Source organism: Staphylococcus sp. HMSC65H10 (assembly GCF_001839185.1).
Classification (GTDB): Bacteria; Bacillota; Bacilli; order Staphylococcales; family Staphylococcaceae; genus Staphylococcus; species Staphylococcus simulans.
The window spans coordinates 85859-107091 of sequence record NZ_KV840334.1 but is presented as its reverse complement, the minus strand read 5'-3'; the positions used below and the strand labels follow the sequence as shown (position 1 = coordinate 107091).

The 21233-nt window shown below is 36.5% G+C and carries 19 protein-coding genes and 1 riboswitch; of the genes, 10 read left to right on the top strand and 9 right to left on the bottom strand.

The window, feature by feature from the left end; translation table 11 throughout:
• Nucleotides 1-352: 352 nt before the first annotated feature.
• From HMPREF3270_RS05775 to HMPREF3270_RS05765, 3 genes are all read right to left on the bottom strand, one after another.
• Entirely contained in the window at nucleotides 353-640 is a 288-nt protein-coding gene (locus HMPREF3270_RS05775) for an LPXTG cell wall anchor domain-containing protein (protein ID WP_070848876.1), read from the bottom strand.
• 71 nt (nucleotides 641-711) lie between these two features.
• Nucleotides 712-1923: a YSIRK-type signal peptide-containing protein gene (locus tag HMPREF3270_RS05770; RefSeq protein WP_070848878.1), complete on the bottom strand. Its 1212-nt coding sequence runs from the start codon at nucleotides 1921-1923 to the stop codon at nucleotides 712-714.
• Between the two features lie 344 nt (nucleotides 1924-2267).
• The gene (locus HMPREF3270_RS05765) at nucleotides 2268-3152 is read right to left on the bottom strand and encodes an HTH domain-containing protein (protein WP_070848879.1); all 885 of its coding nucleotides are present in this window, start codon (nucleotides 3150-3152) and stop codon (nucleotides 2268-2270) included.
• Nucleotides 3153-3418: 266 nt separating this feature from the next.
• Here HMPREF3270_RS05765 and HMPREF3270_RS05760 point away from each other — a divergent pair, with 266 nt between their 5' ends.
• From HMPREF3270_RS05760 to HMPREF3270_RS05735, 6 genes are all read left to right on the top strand, one after another.
• The gene (locus HMPREF3270_RS05760; RefSeq protein ID WP_070848881.1) at nucleotides 3419-4798 is read left to right on the top strand and encodes an AMP-binding protein; all 1380 of its coding nucleotides are present in this window, start codon (nucleotides 3419-3421) and stop codon (nucleotides 4796-4798) included.
• On the top strand, nucleotides 4795-5946 hold the full coding sequence (locus HMPREF3270_RS05755; protein ID WP_070848883.1) for a thiolase family protein: 1152 nt from the start codon (nucleotides 4795-4797) through the stop codon (nucleotides 5944-5946). Before HMPREF3270_RS05760 ends, HMPREF3270_RS05755 begins: the two co-directional genes overlap by 4 nt.
• A complete protein-coding gene (locus HMPREF3270_RS05750; protein ID WP_070848885.1) occupies nucleotides 5947-6633 on the top strand; it encodes a hypothetical protein in 687 nt (228 codons plus the stop codon).
• A 503-nt stretch (nucleotides 6634-7136) separates the two neighbouring features.
• Nucleotides 7137-8372 (top strand): arginine deiminase, encoded by a 1236-nt coding sequence (gene arcA, locus HMPREF3270_RS05745; protein WP_002479926.1) that lies wholly within the window; start codon nucleotides 7137-7139, stop codon nucleotides 8370-8372.
• Nucleotides 8373-8639: 267 nt separating this feature from the next.
• Nucleotides 8640-10064: an arginine-ornithine antiporter gene (arcD, locus tag HMPREF3270_RS05740; protein ID WP_002479925.1), complete on the top strand. Its 1425-nt coding sequence runs from the start codon at nucleotides 8640-8642 to the stop codon at nucleotides 10062-10064.
• 240 nt (nucleotides 10065-10304) lie between these two features.
• Nucleotides 10305-10976: a Crp/Fnr family transcriptional regulator gene (locus HMPREF3270_RS05735; protein WP_002479924.1), complete on the top strand. Its 672-nt coding sequence runs from the start codon at nucleotides 10305-10307 to the stop codon at nucleotides 10974-10976.
• An 81-nt stretch (nucleotides 10977-11057) separates the two neighbouring features.
• On the opposite strand, the gene HMPREF3270_RS05730 is transcribed toward HMPREF3270_RS05735, so the two are convergent.
• The 6 genes from HMPREF3270_RS05730 to HMPREF3270_RS05705 all read right to left on the bottom strand — a co-directional run bounded on the left by HMPREF3270_RS05730 (nucleotide 11058) and on the right by HMPREF3270_RS05705 (nucleotide 15369).
• Nucleotides 11058-11510 carry an arginine repressor gene (locus HMPREF3270_RS05730; RefSeq protein ID WP_002479923.1) on the bottom strand — a complete coding sequence of 151 codons (453 nt, stop codon included), beginning with the start codon at nucleotides 11508-11510 and terminating at the stop codon, nucleotides 11058-11060.
• Between the two features lie 248 nt (nucleotides 11511-11758).
• Nucleotides 11759-12787, bottom strand: a complete 1029-nt coding sequence (locus HMPREF3270_RS05725; RefSeq protein WP_070848887.1) for a ThiF family adenylyltransferase — start codon at nucleotides 12785-12787, stop codon at nucleotides 11759-11761.
• On the bottom strand, nucleotides 12787-13554 hold the full coding sequence (locus tag HMPREF3270_RS05720) for a thiazole synthase (RefSeq protein WP_002479921.1): 768 nt from the start codon (nucleotides 13552-13554) through the stop codon (nucleotides 12787-12789). Before HMPREF3270_RS05720 ends, HMPREF3270_RS05725 begins: the two co-directional genes overlap by 1 nt.
• Before the next feature lies 1 nt (nucleotide 13555).
• The gene (thiS, locus tag HMPREF3270_RS05715) at nucleotides 13556-13756 is read right to left on the bottom strand and encodes a sulfur carrier protein ThiS (RefSeq protein ID WP_002479920.1); all 201 of its coding nucleotides are present in this window, start codon (nucleotides 13754-13756) and stop codon (nucleotides 13556-13558) included.
• A complete protein-coding gene (locus HMPREF3270_RS05710; RefSeq protein WP_070848888.1) occupies nucleotides 13740-14873 on the bottom strand; it encodes an NAD(P)/FAD-dependent oxidoreductase in 1134 nt (377 codons plus the stop codon). Before HMPREF3270_RS05710 ends, thiS begins: the two co-directional genes overlap by 17 nt.
• On the bottom strand, nucleotides 14866-15369 hold the full coding sequence (locus tag HMPREF3270_RS05705; protein WP_256324352.1) for a thiamine phosphate synthase: 504 nt from the start codon (nucleotides 15367-15369) through the stop codon (nucleotides 14866-14868). Before HMPREF3270_RS05705 ends, HMPREF3270_RS05710 begins: the two co-directional genes overlap by 8 nt.
• Before the next feature lie 154 nt (nucleotides 15370-15523).
• Nucleotides 15524-15635, bottom strand: a riboswitch (TPP riboswitch).
• A gap of 275 nt (nucleotides 15636-15910) precedes the next feature.
• Here HMPREF3270_RS05705 and HMPREF3270_RS05700 point away from each other — a divergent pair.
• The 4 genes from HMPREF3270_RS05700 to HMPREF3270_RS05685 all read left to right on the top strand — a co-directional run bounded on the left by HMPREF3270_RS05700 (nucleotide 15911) and on the right by HMPREF3270_RS05685 (nucleotide 21191).
• Nucleotides 15911-16744 carry a trypsin-like serine peptidase gene (locus HMPREF3270_RS05700; RefSeq protein WP_070848892.1) on the top strand — a complete coding sequence of 278 codons (834 nt, stop codon included), beginning with the start codon at nucleotides 15911-15913 and terminating at the stop codon, nucleotides 16742-16744.
• Nucleotides 16745-17159: 415 nt separating this feature from the next.
• Complete coding sequence (locus HMPREF3270_RS05695; protein WP_070848894.1) at nucleotides 17160-17708, top strand: hypothetical protein; 549 nt, start codon at nucleotides 17160-17162, stop codon at nucleotides 17706-17708.
• 195 nt (nucleotides 17709-17903) lie between these two features.
• Nucleotides 17904-19058 carry an N-acetylglucosamine-6-phosphate deacetylase gene (gene nagA / locus HMPREF3270_RS05690; protein WP_070848896.1) on the top strand — a complete coding sequence of 385 codons (1155 nt, stop codon included), beginning with the start codon at nucleotides 17904-17906 and terminating at the stop codon, nucleotides 19056-19058.
• Nucleotides 19059-19397: 339 nt separating this feature from the next.
• On the top strand, nucleotides 19398-21191 hold the full coding sequence (locus HMPREF3270_RS05685; RefSeq protein ID WP_031262657.1) for a purple acid phosphatase family protein: 1794 nt from the start codon (nucleotides 19398-19400) through the stop codon (nucleotides 21189-21191).
• The last annotated feature ends 42 nt before the right edge of the window (nucleotides 21192-21233 follow it).

Genomic DNA, 21233 nt, shown 5'->3' with positions numbered 1-21233 from the left:
TTCTCCTCCTAATGTGACTATGCATAGTAGTGATGACAATATGATAGATTATTTATAGATATGCATATATTTTACACTACGTATATAGACATGATGCTTCACTTAAAAAATAAGTGTGAAAATTTTCTGTAAATTTAGACGTGCCTTTTACATTTAGTATGACATAATATGTCTTTTATAGAGTTTCGAAAATTATTTAATGGTTTAATGTGTATAAATTAAAGTTTTAGAAGAACTATCTTAACTTACTTTTTAAGTTTCTCCTTAGAATCAGAAAAAACAACCCGATAGATATTTCTACCAGGTTGTTTGAGATAGGGGAGTTTTTATAATGTTAGATAGAAGAAAAATATTACTTACTTTCTTTACGACGTGCGTTTAATAAGAATAAAGTACCTGCGCTTGCAAATAAAGAGCCAGATAATAAACCAAATAGTACTTCGTCTGATTCACCAGTTGCTGGTAATTCTTTTGCATCAGCTTTAGGTTTCGCATTTTCTTTCACAACTTTAGCGTCTTCTGCTTTAGCTTCTGTTAAGATTGCTTCGAATTGTGCACCTTTATCTTCTTTAGCTGATTTATCGATTTGTGCGATATAAGCCTCTTTTTGTTTTTGAGTTAGATTTTCTAATTTGTTCACTGCATCATGAGCTGCTTTAGTTCTCTCTTTTACTGAAGTTTTTTCATCCGCAGCTTTTTTAATATCTTTCTCTACAGCTTTTCATCTGTTTTGTTTTCAGGTATTTTTTCTTCTTTTACTTTACCTTCAGTTTTAGCATCTTCTTTAGGTTGTTCTTTTTGATCAGCTTTCTCTTCAGACTTGTTGTCTTCAGGTTTTGCTTCTTCTTCAGTAGCTTTATCTTCTGATTTTGAATCTTCTTGTTTTTCTTTATCGTCAGCTTTGTCTTCTTCAACAGGTGCTTGTTTAGCATCTAAAGCTTTTGCTTCAGCTAAAATAGCTTCAAATTTTTCTGTGCTGTTTTGACCACTTTCAACTAAGATTTGGTGGTTGAAGTCATCTTTTTGTGCATCTGTTAAATTAGGTAAGTTGTTAATTGTGTTATATGCATCTTGAGTTGCTTTGTTTAATGCTTCTAGTGCTTCAGGTGTTTCTTTAGCAGCTTGAGCATCAGCAGCTTTAGCTTCTGATAAAATCGCATCGAAGTCAGTGCTATTTGTACCTGCAACTTCTAAGATGCGTTGATTGTATGCATCTTTTTGAGCATCTGTTAAGTTAGGTAAGTTATTGATTGTGTTATAAGCCTCTTGAGAAGCTTGGTTGATATCTTGAGCTGCTTGATCATTTACTTTTTGAGCTTCTGCTAAGATAGCGTCGAAGTTTGTGTTGTTAGCACCAGCTGATTCAAGAATTTGTTGGTTATATGCATCTTTTTGCGCATCAGTTAAGCTAGGTAAGTTGTTGATCGTGTTGTAAGCATCTAAAGAAGCTTGATTGATATCTTGTGCTGCTTGATCATTGGTAGCTTGTGCTTCGTCTAAAATTTTGTCGAAGTCAGTGTTGTTAGCACCGGCTGTTTCAAGAATTTGTTGGTTATACGCATCTTTTTGCGCGTCCGTTAAGCTAGGTAAGTTGTTGATAATATTGTAAGCATCTTGAGAAGCATAGTTAATATCCTCAGCTGCTTGTGTATTATCTTGTTGAGCTTCAGCTAAAATCGCATCAAAGTTTGAGTTGTTTTGTCCGCTTTGTTCTAAAATTTGTTGATTGTACGCATCTTTCTCAGCATCTGTTAAACTCGGTAAGTTATTAATCGTGTTGTAAGCTTCTTGAGTTTTTTGATTTAAATCTTGTGTTTCAGCGCTTACTGTTTGTCCTCCGCCTAAAAATACTAATGTCCCAAGTGATACTGAAGCAATCCCCACAGATAGCTTACGTAAAGAAAATAGTTGTTTCTTTTTCATTTTCTAATCCTCCTAATAATAAATATGCATATACTTTGATAGACTTACTAAGATGAAAAAAATATATATTGCTTATACATTTATTTTACATAATAGGTGTAGACATAAATTTTCATTTATCAGAAAAATGAATGCGCTTTTCATAAATAAAGCGCACGACTTATCCACATGGTATGACGCATTATGTCATCTGATGACTATATGTTTAAACGGAAAGTTAAAATGATTAAGAAAAAGTGAAAGCGTGATAGAATAAACAGAAAGTGGCTATTAATATAGGAAGAAACTCATTATAAGTTTCGACAAAAAAGCTGCATGTCCAAATTGAACATACAGCTTTCATGTTAATATTCATTTGCGCTTAGTCGAGTAAATAAGTATGTTTCTTGAAGTTTCAACAATTCTTTCATCACAATTTGATATGTACTTTCAGGTCCGACAAGCCGTGCTTGATTTCGTGCAGTGAAACAGAAGTTAATCGCATCTTCAACACACATTTTAATACGAATGACATAATACTTTTTATTAACTAATTTAATGATTTTGTGTTGGTAACGATGTCGAATCAATTCATAGAGTTCTGGCACGAGTTCAAATGTGACCCATTCTATAGAGTTATAGACGGATTGTGCATGGAAGTGGTTTGGACTGCAAGTGACAACTTTTTGTTTTAAGTCAGTAGAAAGGATTTGATCATGCATCTTATAAATTAGGTTGAATGTAAAGTTATAATATTGAATGCCGATAGGGGTAATCTCTTGGTGGTTATCAGTATATAGCTTTTGAGATTTATTGATTGCACGTGAAGCAGTCACAATATGATTGAGTTCATCGAAACGTTTGCCTACTTTCAATTTAGACAAATGTGAACGTAATTCGCTTTCATGTTGCGTATGGAAAGTTGCAATCAGTAATTCTAAATAATTATAAAGATGTTGATCAATATCAGGTGAAACGGTTTCTAACAACGTCAGCAAAAAGTAAAGTGAGACTTCATGGTTTGAACTGGAACTGTCCATTTCATAAGATTCTAACTTATGATTGTAGGTAATCTCTTTACGATAACCATGCCATTCGTCTGTATCGTAAAGAAAATTCCGAATATTATCGATATCTCTTTGTATTGTCCTTGAAGAGACACCCCATTCGTTAGACAGCTCATACTTATTTACAACTTTTTGTTGAAGCAAACGCGTATAAATACTTAAAATTCTGTGAGCTTGTTCCATAAACATGCCCCCTTGTTCTCAAGATGAAAATTCATAGATAGTGAGGAAAGATTCGAGTTTATGTGAGGTTACGAAGGTCGTCCGTCCAAATCTAAACACTGTAAAATCCTCGTTCATAATTAGTATACAATAATTTTGCATGCAAAAGAATAATGAATTGGATTGTGTGGTGGATAGATTATAAAGCTAACTCATTCTTTCTCAATAGCACTATGATAAAATTAAACTGCTTTGAAATAAATTTTATTAAAGGAAAGGTGGTCTGTATGTCTGATATCGTCATTCAAACCGAAGCAAGCCGATTAACAAAAGCACAATTAAATGATGTGTTGAACATAGATCGTGGCTACATTGCACAATGGGCAAACCAAACAAAAAGTATTGGTATATTAATTCAAGATCCGGCACAATTCTTGCGTGTTTATCTCGCTGTACAATCTAGCGGTTATTTACCGGTAGTGTTAGATGCGAAGTGGACGTCTGAACAACTACATCAAATTTTAAATCATTATCAGATTACACATGTGATTGCTGATAAGAAGATTGAAGGTGTTAATTCACTACGTCTTGAACAATTAAATGAAGCAGAAACACCTTCCTCACAAAAAGTGACATCACCGCCTGATGATTTATTGCACATCGGTTTTACTTCTGGTACGACAGGCATGCCAAAAGCATATTATCGCAATAGGCACTCTTGGTTAGTCAGTTATGATGCAAATGACGATATCTTAAACGCACCGCCTTCATGCGTAATTGCGCCAGGTCCAATTGCACATTCACTGACCCTTTATGCCATGATGTATGCGTACCATTCTCATTGTCCGTGTTATATGCAGATGGATTATCATCCTGCGCAATTATTTCATCAGCTTATCGAGCATCCAAAGGCTGTCGTCTTTATTGTACCTTCGGTTTTAGAACAAATTTTACAATTAAGCACCAAAAAGTTAAGAGATATCTCTGTGACATTTCTAACGTCAGGTGCGAAATTAGAACCGCATACGATTAAACGCTTTAAAGAAAGCATGCCGAAATCACAAGTTATTGAATTCTTCGGTACAAGTGAAGCGAGTTTTATTTCATATCATCACGTGACAGACTATGCGCCAAAGAATGTCGGGAAACTTTTCAAAGGCGTTAAAGTTATTCTAACTGATGACACTGGACAGAAATTGTCTGACCCTACTCAAATCGGACAGCTTCATGTACAAAGTGATATGGTCTTTTCAGGCTATGTAGATGGAGAAAGCATCTCTAATCAAGACACTATTGCGACAGGTGATTACGCAAAAATGACAGAAGATCAAGAACTGATATTAGAAGGACGGGTCAATAATAAAGTAATTGTGGGCGGAATGAATGTCTATCCTGAAGAAGTGGAACGTGTAATTTTAGAAACGACACCGATCCAACACGTTATGGTGACAGGTGAAAGGCATTATGAGTTAGGAGAAGTGTTGATTGCGTATTACCAAACAAAACAACCTATAAAGATTCGAGAGATAAAACGTGATTTACGGCAACATTTAGAACGCTATAAAGTACCGATGCGCTTTATTGAAGTACCAGAAATGTTATGGACGAATAGCGGAAAAATCGCACGTAAAGAGATGGATGAACGCTATGGGAGGAAAGAAAAATGAGAGAAGCAGTCATTATTGAAGCGAAACGAACACCAATAGGCAAGTATGGCGGTATCTTTAAACATATAGAACCTGAAGCTTTACTCAAGCCACTTATCGATGAATTGATACAGCTGCATCCGTCTATCGCTTCAAATATACAAGATGTCATCATTGGTAATACAGTCGGTAACGGCGGTAATCTCGCGCGTAAATCATTACTTCATGCCGGACTCTCTTCTGATATTCCAGGTATGACGATAGATCGCCAATGCGGGTCAGGCTTAGAAGCAATCAACCTGGCATGTCGTATGATTCAAGCTGGTGCAGGAGATATTTATCTTGCAGGAGGAGTGGAATCAACAAGTCGAGCACCATGGAAAATTCAAAAACCGCAATCACTATATGAGAAACACCCGCCAGAAATATACGAACGTGCGCCTTTTACCCCAGAATCTATGGGAGATCCAAGCATGTTAGAAGCAGCTGAAAATGTAGCGCAAGTTTATCAAGTTGCTCGTGAACGTCAAGATGCTTTTGCGGCACGTAGTCATCAAAAATACTTTGAACATTTATCACAAATCCAACGTGAAATCGTACCTTTAACGATTCGTGGTGAACAAGTTACACAAGATGAAGCACCGAAACAAAAGATATCTGCACAACGTTTGGCACGATTGAAACCGCTGTTCGATGCAGGCTCAGTCACTGTCGGCAATGCTTGTCCTAAAAGTGACGGTGCTGCCTTAGCGTTAGTTATGTCACGTGAAAAAGCAGAAGCACTCGGGTTAAAAGGTCAATTGAAATTTATAGATGCACAGGTCTCAGGAGTCAATCCCAAATTATTAGGTATTGGACCTGTCCCTGCGACTGAACAACTATTAATGAGACATCAATTATCTATTTCAGATATAGATTGGGTCGCATTTAATGAAGCTTTCAGCTCTCAAGTACTCGCTTCTATGGACTTACTTGGTATAGAAGAAAGACAAGTGAATCCATTTGGTGGTGCACTCGCTGAAGGACATCCATATGGCGCAAGCGGCGCAAATTTAGTCGCACGACTGATTTCTATTCTTACGTATTTCCCTGGAAATCATGCATTAGCTACAATGGGCATTGGTGGCGGATTAGGTATTTCGACTTTATTTGAGAAGGTAGAGCACTAAATGAAACAGACATTTACTTGGAAATTATCGTCGCAAAACGCTTCTATTCCTTTAGATGCGTTTTATTTAACAGATATCTGGCATCGTTTTGAACCCTTTCAAGCATCAGCTGAACATTCTTTTATCTTAAGACAGAAACGTATCCATCGTTATCATTCTTTAATAGAAGGAAAGACTTATACAGCTGAACTTAAATTAATAGATCAACGAGCCCTTAAACACTTTGAGCAATCACGTTATTTACTTACAGTTACCGCAACGGATAGCGCTGATATATGGATAGAGATTGAAACAACGTTTGTTACTATGAAAGAGACATTTCATCAACAATCCTCATCATCTAAAACACTTAACGTTAAAGAAGCATTTTCATTACCAGCCCAAGCTTTACCGTTAGAAATAAAGTGGGATGATGTTGAAACGTATTTAAAAACAGTCTCTGATTATAACCCTATTCATTGGCAAGAGGATGTGATGCCTGGAGATTTTGTGGTAATGAAAGCATTAGAGGTAGGGGCATCGCATGATCATGAATTAAAAGCTTATCGCAAGTTAGACATTAAATATAAACAGATGATCATAAAAGATGAATGGTTATACATTCAAGTGGATTCAAAAGACAGTTATACGCATATGATTGTATATAATACAGCGCATCAACCATGTATAGAGATTAAAGTAAGATAGATAATGGATGATTTATAAGAAATAGGTATGAAGAAAGAACATATTAATAAGTGTTGAAAACCACACCGTGGTTTTCTTTTTTTATGCAGTTTGGTACAATTTTAAAGTTTTGTAAAGAAGCGGTTATTTAATCTAATACGGGTAGAGCCACATAAGGAGGGATTTATATTGAGCCTTTATGCTGGTTCTTTTTTATGTCTCAAAATACTAAGACTGAGATGCATTGTTAAAAGGGCCACACTGACACGGTTTATGAAACATAATGTATATATTCTCTAAAAAATGAATAAAATTTTTTCTTTGGGATTTCAAGCACATTAAATTCGCTTATTATTCATAGTTTATACATGTAAACCCCATATAAATGTATTAAATATACAGAAACATGTAATGAATAAAAAGATAAGTGTGAAAAGTACAACAGTTGTAATGTGATTTAATTCACATGAGTATCATTTGAAAGGGCTTACAATATAGATAAATAAAACAAGGAGGTTTCACAAATGAATGAACATCCAATTAAAGTAAACAGTGAGATCGGTAAATTAAAAACGGTATTACTTAAACGACCTGGTAAAGAATTAGAAAATTTAGTACCTGAGTATTTAGGAGAATTATTATTTGATGATATCCCGTATTTAAAAGTAGCACAAGAAGAGCATGACAAATTTGCACAAGTGCTACGTGACGAAGGCGTAGAAGTACTTTATTTAGAAAAGTTAGCTGCAGAAGCCATTGAAGATCCAAAAGTACGTGAACAATTTATTGAAGATGTATTAGCGGAATCTGAAGATACATTATTAGGCCATGAAGAAGAAGTGAAAGAATTATTTGAAACATTAAATAACGAAGACTTAATCGAAAAAGTAATGGCAGGTGTTCGTAAAGAAGAAGTAAGACAAGACCATGCACACTTAGTAGAGTATGTGGACGATTCTTATCCATTCTACATGAACCCAATGCCAAACCTTTACTTCACACGTGACCCACAAGCGTCAGTAGGTAATGGTATGACAGTTAACCGTATGTTCTGGCCAGCACGTCGCAGAGAGTCTATTTTCATCACTTATATCTTAAAACATCACCCAAGATTCAAAGATGCTGATATTCCAGTATGGTTAGACAGAAACTCACCTTACAACATTGAAGGTGGAGACGAATTAGTTCTTTCTGAAGAAGTAATCGCAATCGGTATCTCTGAAAGAACATCAGCACAAGCGATTGAAAAATTAGCACGTCAAATCTTTGCGAACCCAGATTCAAAAATCAGAAAAGTTGTTGCGATTGAAATCGCGAATACACGTGCATTCATGCACTTAGACACAGTATTCACAATGATTGACTATGATAAATTCACAATCCACTCAGCTATCGAGAAAAAAGGTGAAGACATGAATATCTTCACACTTGAACCAACTGAAGATGGCAAAGATATCACAATCACACGTACACACAACTTAAAAGAAACATTAAAAGACGCGTTGAATTTAGACCACATCGACTTCATTCCAACAGGTGACGGTGACCGCATCGTAGGACCTCGTGAACAATGGAACGACGGATCTAACACATTAACAATCCGTCCAGGTGTCGTTGTTACTTACGACCGTAACTATGTATCTAACCAATTATTACGCGACAAAGGCATTAAAGTTATCGAAGTAACAGGTAGTGAATTAGTTCGCGGACGCGGGGGCCCACGTTGCATGAGCCAACCGTTATACCGTGAAGATATCTAATTCTAAAGTATACAGTGCTTTAAGTGATAAGGATTGCATCAATAGAGGCAGTTTAGCGTCATCACTTAAAGCCTGGCTTTAGATTGAATACTGCTTTGACTTAATTTGATACCTATTCACGGCGACATGTTTGTACATGGCCTATGATTTTGGAAATAGCAAGAGGCGCAGGCCCTTTAAAACAATTAAAGCAGTATAGCGTCAAAAAATAAATAAATTGACAACACATGCTTTGAGAGAGTCTCAAGCATTAAAGGAGTTTTGAAGATGAGCGGAGAACAAAGTAAACTCAGTAAAACGGCTTTAATCGGTCTGGTCGTTGGTTCAATGATCGGCGGCGGCGCCTTTAATATTATCTCTGACATGGGCAGCAATGCCGGCGGATTAGCAATTATCATCGGATGGATCATTACAGCTGTAGGTATGATATCACTCGCATTTGTATTCCAGAACTTAACAAATAAACGTCCTGATTTAGACGGCGGTATTTACAGTTATGCACGTGCCGGTTTCGGTGACTTCGTCGGTTTCTCCAGTGCATGGGGATACTGGTTCGCAGCATTCTTAGGAAACGTCGCATATGCCACGTTGCTGATGTCAGCAGTCGGCAACTTCTTCCCGATATTTAAAGGCGGCAACACACTTCCAAGTATTATCGTAGCCTCCATTTTACTTTGGGGTGTACACTTCCTGATTCTGCGAGGCGTAGAAACAGCAACCCTAATCAACAGTATTGTCACAGTTGCCAAGTTAATTCCTATCTTCCTAGCAATTGTATGTATGATCGTCGCATTTAACTTTGACACGTTTATGGCCGGTTTTGCAGGAATGAAAGGCAACATCGCATTACCAATCAACTTCTCAAACATTATGGAACAAGTGAGAGGTACAATGTTGATTACAGTATGGGTATTCACTGGTATTGAAGGTGCGGTTGTATTCTCAGGCCGTGCGAAAACGAAGAAAGACGTGGGTACAGCTACAGTACTCGGTCTATTGATTGTATTAGTGATTTACTTCTTATTAACTGTACTTGCACAAGGTGTTATCGAACAAAATCAAATCTCTGAATTAAGCAGTCCATCAATGGCAGCTTTACTTGCTCACATCGTCGGCCCATGGGGTTCAGTTGTGACAAACATTGGTTTAATCATCTCAGTACTTGGAGCTTGGTTAGGTTGGACATTGCTTGCTGGTGAGTTACCATTCATTGTCGCAAAAGATAAAATGTTCCCGAAATGGTTTGCGAAACAAAATAAAAATGGTGCACCAGTCAACTCACTCCTAATCACAAACATCTTAGTACAACTGTTCTTAATCAGTATGTTATTTACAGATAGTGCGTATCAATTCGCATTCTCACTCGCATCCAGTGCGATATTGATTCCATATGCATTCAGTGCATTCTATCAGTTCAAATATACATTGCAGTATGATCGTAAAAGCAACCTACAAATGGCAATTGGTATTATCGCTTCTATCTATGCGGTATGGCTCATTTACGCAGCAGGCGTGGACTACTTGCTACTGACAATGTTGCTATATGTACCTGGTCTGTTCGTTTACTGGATTGTACAACGCAACAAAGGTATCAAATTCATCACAAGAGACTACATTTTAATGGGATTCATTGTCATCTTTGCCATTCTTGGTTTAATAAGATTGTTCAGTGGCGCAGTAAGTGTCTTCTAATTACTGACGCATGAAATCCTGACAACAGATAAAGAAATGGCAGCCTGCAGGACCTCGCTACATCCTGTAAGCTGCCTTTCTATCTGTATACATAAGAATGTGTGTGCGAACGCAATATGATACAATAAACACGTTGCACATGTTGAAAAAAGGGCAGATATTTCAGCTGTCTCAATTAATAAAAACTATATTTTCAACACACATTCATGAAAAAGAGAGAAAGAGATGGGGTGAACGTGTATGAGCAATAGTACTGAAGATTATCAAGCGTCGATTCAAGCATTATCGAAAATATTAGAGGTACCATCAGGGCTGCTCGTTCCTCATCTTTCTGAGATTTATGTCAGGAACTATGAAAAAGGGCAAGTGATTTATTATCAAGGATCAGAAGCGGATAGTATCTATGTATTATTAGAAGGTTATGTATCAAGAGAAATGTTGAACGAAAACGGTGACGACTATTTGATGTTGAACCGACCGATTAATATGTTTCCTTTAAATCATTTATTCCATTCTGATCATTACCATGAATCATGTACAGCGCTCACAAGCAGCTTGATTGTCAGAGTACCTAAAAATGTCATTGAATATTTATGTAAAAATCACGAAGATACGTTTATTAAAATCTTTGATTTATTACGTACAGAAGCCAACCAAAACATTGAACGTAATATGGCTTTACTTGGTCGTAATGCCGAACAAAAGGTGATAAACACATTGCGCGTAATGTGCGAAACGGTAGGAAACGATCAAGGTGCTTATTACGAACTAGATAAGATTATGACTGTGACACTGTTAAGTGAGTTAGCAGGTGTATCAAGAGAAAAAGCCAGTCATGTGATCAGAGATTTAAGTAAACAAAATTTAGTGTTAAAGAATCATCAAACTTGGACTGTAAGTAAGTCCTTGTAAAAGAAGAGAGAAGCGGCATCCTTACTTTTGATCAAAGTAATCATGTCGCTTCTCTCTTTTCATTTATCTTTATTTAGCTCATCAAGGCTTCAATAATAAGTATTTCACATATTCTGCTTCTTCATTTGATTTCATTAACATCATAATAACATCATTACCACTGACTGTACCCAAAACATGAGGCAGCTGCATTTGGTCGATACAGTAATTGATGGTACGGGCAAATCCCGGTTCTGTTTTAATTAGGATATAGCTGTCTTTAACGATAATAGAGTTAATACTATCGTCGCGATATTTCTTGAAAGCTTCACGAAAGCTGTTTGCTTCATTTTTTTCTGGTAATACATAATAAGAAGGGGCTGAGCCATTCGGAACTTTCGTCACTCTTAAATGTTGTAAATCTTTTGCGACTGTGGTCATACTGAAAATTAAATTGTATTGCTCTTCCATGATTTCAGCTAACTCACGTACTGTAGAAATCTTGTTATTCTTTAGTAGTAATTTAATTAAATCAAGACGTTTCTCTCTTTCCATATCCTCATTCCTTAAATTAATAATTATACAGTATTATTGTATTCTATAAGTTAAGTGAACTCAAATCATTTTTGTTTATTTAACAATATTATCGCAAAGTGCTTTGAATAAATGAAAGAACTTGTTTGTAAGTTAGAAGTAATATTGAGATTAAATAATTGAAGTTTCTTAATAACTGAACGCCTTATTCAGTAAAAAAGAAGTGTACACGCGTTTTAGGTGTACACTTCTATTGTGTGGTTTCATTGCTATTTTACTGCTTTTAATAAAGTGCGATAGAGTGTTTCTGCAGTGTCTTCATCTTCAATATGATGAACATTCATGCGGCCATCTTTAAAGAGTGTGGCTTCATAACCGTCTACATTTAAAAGTTTGACGTAAGGATTCGCTTTAAGAATTTGACCTGGGAATAAGTCGGCGTTGTCAAAGTGATCAGGTTTGAAGCGGAAGACGAATGTATCTCCGCAACTGCCTTCGATGACGTTTGATTGACGTTTCCCTAGATATTCGTAATTACTTTGTGCACAGACTGTGCAATTAGGGTTTTTGAAGCGGCTGACATCCATAGATTGTTGTTTGACTTCAAAGGGTGACACCGTAATGAGTTTGCCAGAGAAGCCTGTGCCTGATACATAACGCATCAGCTCCGCAATCTGATAACTCACGACCTGCATAATGACAGGTGGTATCACACCATTAATTGCACAACTTTCTGCAGTTTCAGGTGTTTCTTCCATAAAACAACGTAAACAAGGACCTGTATAATCAATCGCGTAGACAGAACCCTTACCTCCAACAGCTGCACCATAAATCCAAGGTAAATTTAATTTATGACAAACTTCATTAAATAAGAAGCGAATCGCAAAATGGTCCATTCCATCTAATAAAATATCTGGATTAATATCTTGAATCATCGTTTCAATATTTGTTGAAGTGATTTCTTCATAGATAGGATCTACTTCTACATTAGAGTTAATAACTTTTAGTTTATCTGCTAATGCATAGACTTTCGGACGCATTTCTGTGACATCTGTTTCATCATAAAGTGCTTGGCGATGAAGATTAGTTAATTCAACAATATCCATATCGACGATGGTTAATTTGCCGATACCCATACGCACAAGTTGTTCAGCTATATGACTGCCAAGGGCACCCGCACCCATGACTAATACATGTGTGTGTTCAAGGTTGTGTTGACCTTGTGCGCCAAAAGGCGCAAAGCGTGTTTGGCGGCTATAGCGTTCGTTGAAATCTGGTGTTTCTGACGGTGTAGGCATTATAAGAATCCTAAACCTTCGGTAGGGCTTGATGCTTGTGCAGTATATTTAATTGGGATACGGCCAGCTTCATAACTTAAACGACCTGCTTCAACACCAAGTTTCATTGCTTCTGCCATTTTCACTGGATCTTTAGCACGTGATACAGCAGAGTTTAATAAGATACCATCTGCGCCAAGTTCCATCGCTTGTGCCGCATCTTTCGCTGAACCAATACCTGCATCAACGATAATTGGTACATTTGAATTCTTAATAATATAGCTTAGGTTTAATGGGTTGTTGATACCGCGGCCTGTACCGATAGGTGAAGCTAAAGGCATTACCGCATGAACACCTAATTCTTCTAAACGTTTGGCTAATACTGGGTCTTCAGAGATATAAGGACATACAATGTAGCCACGTTCTAATAAAATTTTACATGTTTCATACGTCGCAATCGGATCAGGTAGTAATGTTTCATCGTCACCGATAATTTCGACTTTAATCATGTCGCAAACACCTGCGTGTTTTGCGATTTCTGCGATACGAACAGCTTCTTCAACTGTTTTCGCACCAGCTGTATTAGGGAACGTAACAAAGTCTTTTAAGTTAACGTTCGCAAGGGGGTTCGGTAAGTTTTTGTCATATAGATTCATACGACGTACCGCAAATGTCAGTACGTTTGTACCTGAAGCTTCGATAGCTTTCGTTTGTACATCTTCATTTTCAAATTTTCCTGTACCGAGTAATAATCTTGATTCCATTTCATAAGGTCCAATTTTTAACATATTATCCGCCTCCAACAAATTCTAATAGTTCTAAACGATCATCTTCGCGTACGATTTGGTTTGCGAAATCTTCACGTTGTATTAAGTTTTGGTTATGTTCTGCGATGACACGTTTTTTGTCGAGTTCTAAATGATCTAAAATATCTTGAATTGTGACTTCAGTATCGAATGTGAACGGATCACCATTAATGATGCACTTCATGTTTCTCCCTCCTTAATTCAAATTGAAAGGGTTCGAGTGCTTGTGGACGATGTCCAGTCGCAACCCATTCGGCCATTAATTCACCGATAACAGGTGATAATAAAATACCATTACGGTAATGGCCAGTTATAATCCATAATCCTTCTTGTACTTCATCCATAATCGGCTGTTCTTCTTTAGTCCATGGACGAATACCTGACCAGTATTTGAGTTCTTTGCTTCCCGCAAGTTCAGGTACACGCTTAATTGCTTCTTCTAATAACCATGTTTTACCTTGTTCAGATACACCGACAGAGTAATCATCGAAGTAGCTTGTTGCGCCGATTAAGAAACGATGCGGGGGTTTAGGTACGATATAACATCCATTAGTCATAAATAACGTTTGTTTTAAATCTAAGTCTTCATTTTCAACGAGCAAGACTTCGCCTTTAACACCGCTGACTGCTTCTTGAATGTCTGGTTGTTCTGAGACATTGCCAGCCCAAGCACCTGTGGCTTCAATTACTTTATGTGCTTTTGTTAAAGTGCGACGTCCGTTACGCTCTGCCTCAATATCATAACCTTCACCGACACGATGAATTGCGGTTACATTCGTGTGTGTGAAGCGATCAATATTTGGTGCGTTTTCGAGTGAAGCATGAAGCGCCTTAGTATAATGATTAGCATTGATTTGATGGTCGTGCGGCACAAACATCATGGCTTCTGTACTTTTAACTAAATGATTGGTCAGTAATGCTAAATCAGTATCTGATAAGTCTTGAACATCCTCATCATGTGAATGAAGAAATGCATATTGTTGTTTCAATGATGGGACATCTTCTGTTTGAGTGGCTAACTTAATCAGGCCATTTTGTTGGTATTGAATATCAATACCTGTTTCTGAAAATAAGTCTGTACTTAATGCGTTGAACTTAGCACGGGATGTAAGTGCTAAACGAAAGAGGGGGCTGTCCTCTTTAAATTCGTTTTGTGCACCTAACATACCGCCTGCTTTATAAGAGGCATGTTTGCCTTCGATATCACGGTCGATTAATGCGATAGATAAACCACTGTCTTTTAAATGTCTTGCGATAGACATTCCGATGACGCCTGCTCCGATAATGGCTAAATCATACATAATGTTCACCTTCCTTGAGGGTGCGAAGTGTTTGTATATCATGTTGTAAGAAGAAAGAAATGGCTGCGATACCACTAAAACCATGCGGCACTTGTGATAAGGTGTTTTCGTTAATACCGCCAAGTGCGATGGTAGGCATATCTACTTGTAAGGCATCTGATATTTCAGATGGCGTACGTGGCGGTAAACCTGGTTTAGAACCGGTCTCGAAAAGATGACCGAATAACACAAAATCTAAGTGATGATTTTTAGCAGATTGAATTGCATCTTTATGATGTGTAGACATGCTGACACATACATCTGGATACTTGTTTTTGAATTCAAAGGCACGCTCGTCCATCTCTTTAAAATGAATACGCTTTAAATCAAAATTTTCAAATAGTTTTATATTGGAATGCGCAGTGATTTTAGCTTTAGGAAATCCAGCATCTAGTAAGCGTTGAATATCCGTAGCTTGAGTTGCTTGGTCAGTACGTACAATTAAACAGTCAATCACAGGCGCTATTTCAACATATTGAGCTATGGTTGTTTTTGTGAGTTCATATGGCGTTATCGCGACCCACACGATGGATTCACCTTCTTTAATCAATAAGTCGCAAGAAAAGCGAAATAAAAAAACGCTATTTTCATATAAGAAAATAGCGCATTAAACGTACAATACGCCACTTTCCTACGCTAGTATAAACTAGATCAGGTTCCAAGAATTTCCTTATCATACATAAGGATCTCAGCCTGTAGGAACAGGCACTTCCAGTGGACTTATTGAAATTATTTGATTCATAGTATTTCAGGAAGTCATCATATTCAATACTTTAACTAATCGTGTAGCGAGGCGTTAACGTATTGGACTGACTTTTTCATTCTTGAAATATAACTTCCTTCTATATACAAACACATCATAAATCACTTGCATTAAAATTGCAATAGCGAATCGCTTTCATTGTAGGTTTTTACTGCTTACAAGTAAGACTATTGAAACAAGCAAATACAGCCGTTAATATGTGTGATACAATGAGAAAAAACATAAGGGGATATACATGAAACATATATTCAAAAGTGCAGTTGTATCACTTGCGGTTGTGGCTAGTTTAACTTTAACAAATACAGAAACGTTAGCAGCAGGTAGCTATTATTATAATGGGATGACGGATTATAATGCGTCTAAAGCTTATCTTAAAACAAAGCGAATTTCTAATAATGATGTACAAATTAAACACATCGCAAATGCATACAAAGGAAAATATAAAGCAGTAGGACGTATTAGTAATAAAGATGGTTGGAAAGGTAGAGGTAAAGACAGTATGGGGACAGGGACTGTTATAGGACCTTATACATTAATTACCAATGCACACGTGATAGATGATGCCAAAGGTGCGGCAGCTAATCCTAAATATATTACGTTTGATTTAAATCGCGATGGTAAGGCAAAAACTTATACTTTCCACGCAACAAAAGTAGTTAAAGTACCTCAAGCCGATGTCGCATTAGTCTATACCAAAGAAAAGCTGACGAACTACACACCAGCATTACCTCTTGCGTCGAATTCACAAATCAACAACTTAACTTATAATCGCAATCTCTATTCAGTAGGTTATCCATGGCAAAATGGAGATAATACAAAATCCTATTGGAGTAAATTAAAATTCATACAAAAATCTTCAAACGGAACAGAACTACAAACCAAAGATAAATTCCGTGCAGGTGCTTCAGGATCAGTCATGGTTGATGGTAATTATCGTATCTATGGATTACGCACATACGGCTATAACCTCTGGGGTACATCACCTTATAATTACGCCAAAGTTGAAATGGCAGGCGGAGAAGCGTTAAATGGATCAACAGGAAGTTTTGTGAGAAGTCATATTAGATAGACTTTAAATACAATCTCTTTAAAAGTGTGAAATGAGTCGCACGGATTAGGGAGATTGTGTTTTTTGTTTTTATTTACCTAGTTTGATTCAATTTCGTAAAAAAAGATGACAATTATTTTACCTAAATAGTAAAATTAAAATTCAAGTTGTATATGGAATTAAGAATTGAACCGTAGTATAATTATATTAATAAATATCTAGGGGAACTAGTGAGTGCTTCAGTGTTTAAATATAAGGAAGGGCGGTATCAACTATGAAAAAATCTTTAAAATATCTACATCGTATGCCTTATTTTGCTGGGGTTCAGCCGTCTTAGCGTAATGACTTTATAACTATTCAGTGAAGTTATAAATAAGTAATTAATAATCGAGGACGCTTAAAAATATAAATCTATACTTCAAAGGAGAACATCAAGATGACTACGGCAGATAATAATTTAGTTCCTAAGTATAATGAGGAAAAAGGTAATGAAATTTTTCCAGTGAAAACACCATTAGAAAGATTAACAGCTATTGAAAATAAATTTGAAATTTTAGCACTTGACGTTAAAAATATCCAAATAGAACAAGCAAGAACAACCCAACATTTAAGTAACATACAAGAAAATTTTAAAATAGAATCCGAAAATGTAAAAGAAAGATTTAATGGAGTAAATCAACGCTTCGAACAGGTGAATCAACGCTTTGACCAAGTAGATAAACGTATTGATCAAGTAGATAAGCGTTTTGAACAGGTAGACAAGCGTTTTGAACAAGTAGACAAACGATTAAAAGAGATGAATAATGAAACGAATCAAAACTTTAGTGAAGTTAAACAAGCAATAAATAAATTAGATGAGAAGTTTGAATCTAGATTAGAAAACAAGTTTTGTTCATGGAAAAAAGAAATGATAACTACCATTACAATATCTTGTACTATAATTGGAGTCATTGTATCGTTGTTCAATTTTTATATCGTTCATTAATTAGTACTTTAAAAATTAAAGATTTAGAAAGCAGTAAACATCATGAGTGTAAAACAAAAACATTGAGTGATACGGCAGAAGTCTAAAGGGCTTCTGCTTTTTTGATGTTTTGTTATGAAATTAATTTTCAAGTTTGGGGCGCTGTTATGTGTTAAAATACCAATGGTATATATTATGAATAAAGAAGGTTAGAAAATGACTGAATATGTAGTGACAAACGGTAAAGTTTATACAGAAACAGGTGTCTTAGATAAAGGTTATGTGAAAATTTCTGATGGCAAAATTTCAGAGGTTGGTCATGGTGATTATCAAGGAGATCTAGAAGTAGTGGATGCACAAGGACAATATGTTTTACCTGGGTTTATTGATATTCATATTCATGGCGGGTACGGACAAGATGCGATGGATGCTTCGTTTGACGGATTGAAACATTTAGCTGAATCGTTACTTTCTGAAGGTACTACATCTTTCCTTGCGACAACAATGACACAATCAGTGGAAAACATCGATTGTGCCTTAGAAAATATTGTGGAATATAAAGCAGTTCAAGATAAAGAAAATGCGGCTGAAATTGCAGGGGTTCATTTAGAAGGTCCGTTTATTTCAGAACATAAAGTAGGCGCCCAAAACCCTAAATATGTACAACGTCCTTCAGTAGATGCGATTGAACACTTCCAAGAGAAAGCTGACGGAAATATTAAAGTGATTACCTTTGCCCCAGAAGTAGAAGGTGCAAAAGAAGTTCTAGAAAAATTATCCGACCAAATTATCTTTTCTATGGGTCATACTGTTGCGACATTTGATGAAGTGAATGAAGCGGTAGAACATGGCGCAAAACATGTCACTCATCTTTATAATGCAGGAACTCCATTTGAACATCGTGCGCCTGGACAATTTGGTGCGGCATGGACCAACGACGGTATCCATATAGAACTAATCGCAGATGGTATTCATTCACATCCAGCATCAGTTAAAATTGCTTATACAATGAAAGGCAATAAACGATTTTACTTAATTACAGATGCGATGCGCGCAAAAGGTATGTCAGATGGCGAGTATGATTTAGGCGGACAAAACGTTATTGTCAAAGGCTCAGAAGCGCGATTAGAATCAGGTGCTTTAGCTGGCAGTATCTTAAAAATGAATGACGGCTTACGCAATATGCTTATATTTACTGGTGCATCACTCGAAGAAATGTGGCGTGTAACAAGCCTAAATCAAGCCATTGCGTTAGGTATAGACGATCATAAAGGCAGCATTAAAGAAGGCAAAGATGCAGACTTAGTCTTATTAGATCAAGACATGCATGTCAAAACAACAATTAAAAACGGTCAAGTTCATAACTATTAATTTATAGTTAGAGGCACTCGTATTTAAAACGGGTGCTTTTTTATTTGTGTTTTTTGGTGTCTACAATTAGATATATAACGTCGTATAATAATGTGTTTCATTATAAAAATCACATATAGTATACCCATGTATAGTTGTTTTAGTTATTGTTTATACTTTTGTTTAAATAGAATTTACAAACCAAACACCAACTTAATAATAGCTTAAAGATTGCTTGCTACAATTTGTGTTGAGAGGAAGTAAAGGTCTATTGAAGACAGATATCACGGTGTCTTTTAATTTTGGGACTTCCTTTAAATTTCAACCTATTTTGGAGGTAGCGCATTGAAGAATATCAAGATGACTAAGATTGTAGCAGGAAGTATGGCAAGTTTAATGCTCTTATTATCAACAGGGGCAGCACAAGCAGATGCCAGCGGCCAACCAGCGCCACAAGCAGCACCGCAAGCGCAACAAGCACATCAACAACAACAAGGTATTAAATTATTAAATAAGAAACCAAAAGTAGCACCTGTTAAAAAGAAAAACAGTCCGAACCGTATTATGACAAACTTTAATGGTGATACTAAAACAGAAATGGGCTTCAACTGGTTTACAACAGATAAAGCTGAAGCACCACAAGTTTGGATCTCAACTTCAAAGAATATGAAAGACGCGAAAACATTCACAGCTAAAGCAGAACAAGTGGACTCTCAATACATAGAAAGAGATCATTCAGGCCACTTCATTTTCGCTGATGTGGAGAAAGATGATAATGGTGAGCCAGTCAAAGATGAAAATGGCAAACCAAAAATTAAAGGTTATTACACAGATAAAGGTGCAGGCGGTCCAGAATGGACAAGCGGTGATCAACACGGTAAAGCATCTTTAATGAATGTGAAAGAATATAACTATAAAGCACAAGCAACAGGCTTAAAACCAAATACAACATACTACTATCAAGTTGGTAGTAAAAAAGGCAAACAAAGCCAAGTCGGTACATTCAGAACATCTGGTAACGCAGGTGATCCATTCAAATTCGTACAATATACGGATACACAAAATGCTTACTGGAACGAACACGTACGTAACGAAGCGAAATTCGGTGCAAACACAATCGCTGAAGCAATTAAAACAGCAGGTAATCCAAACTTCGCATTGCATACAGGTGACTTCGTAGAGAACTCACAAGTTGAAGATGAGTGGAATGACATTTACGACCAATCTCGTCCGTCATTCATGTCTTTACCAGTTGCGGCAGCAGCAGGTAACCATGATGAATATGCATTCGATGAGAAGAACAAAAAGTTATTAGATCGTTTCAACCGTCACGTGAACGTACCTAAAGCGAATAACGCAGTCAACGGTGGTTCATACTACTCATTTGACTACAACGGTGCACACATGGTTGTCGCAAATACAAATGACAACAAAAAAGGTGAAGACAATCCAGAAGGTAAAGCCATTGGTAAAAAACAAATGGAATGGATTAAACAAGATATCAAAAAAGCACGTGAAAACGGCTCAAAATGGGTTATCTTAAACTTGCATAAACCAATGTACTCTAAGTCTTATCATGCTTTAGAAGATGAAGACATTAAGAAATTACGTGAAGAATTAACGAAAGAAATCGATGATTTAGATGTGGATTTAGTATTACAAGGGCATGACCACGTACTCGCTAGAACTAAAATGTTACAACATACTTCAACAAAAAATAGCTTCGTAAACGCTAAAATTGAAGATGCAAAACAAGTTAAAGGTGAAGATGGTGTCACATACTACGATAATCCAAAAGGTTCAGTTTACGTGTTGCCAAACACAGGTGGTACAAAAGCTTATGATGATATCTACAGCAAACCATTAGAACATATCAAGAAAATTCGTCCGAAATTGAGCTGGTTAACTGAAGCACAACGTCAAGAATACAACAACTTATTCGCAGTAGGTGAACAACCTCAAAAAACAGATGCGTTTAACGATAGCCATGAAAATAACCGTGACTCATCAGCTCAAAACTTCTCAGTTTATGAAGTGAAAGGCGACAAATTGATTGTGAAAATCTATCAATTAAACGGTGACATCAGTAAAGGCGAACAAAGAACAGTTAAGTTAATCGACCAATTCGGTATTTCAAAAACTGACAAAAAATAATAACTGTTGATAGCTTTAATTAAGTCATTTGACTCAGGTAGG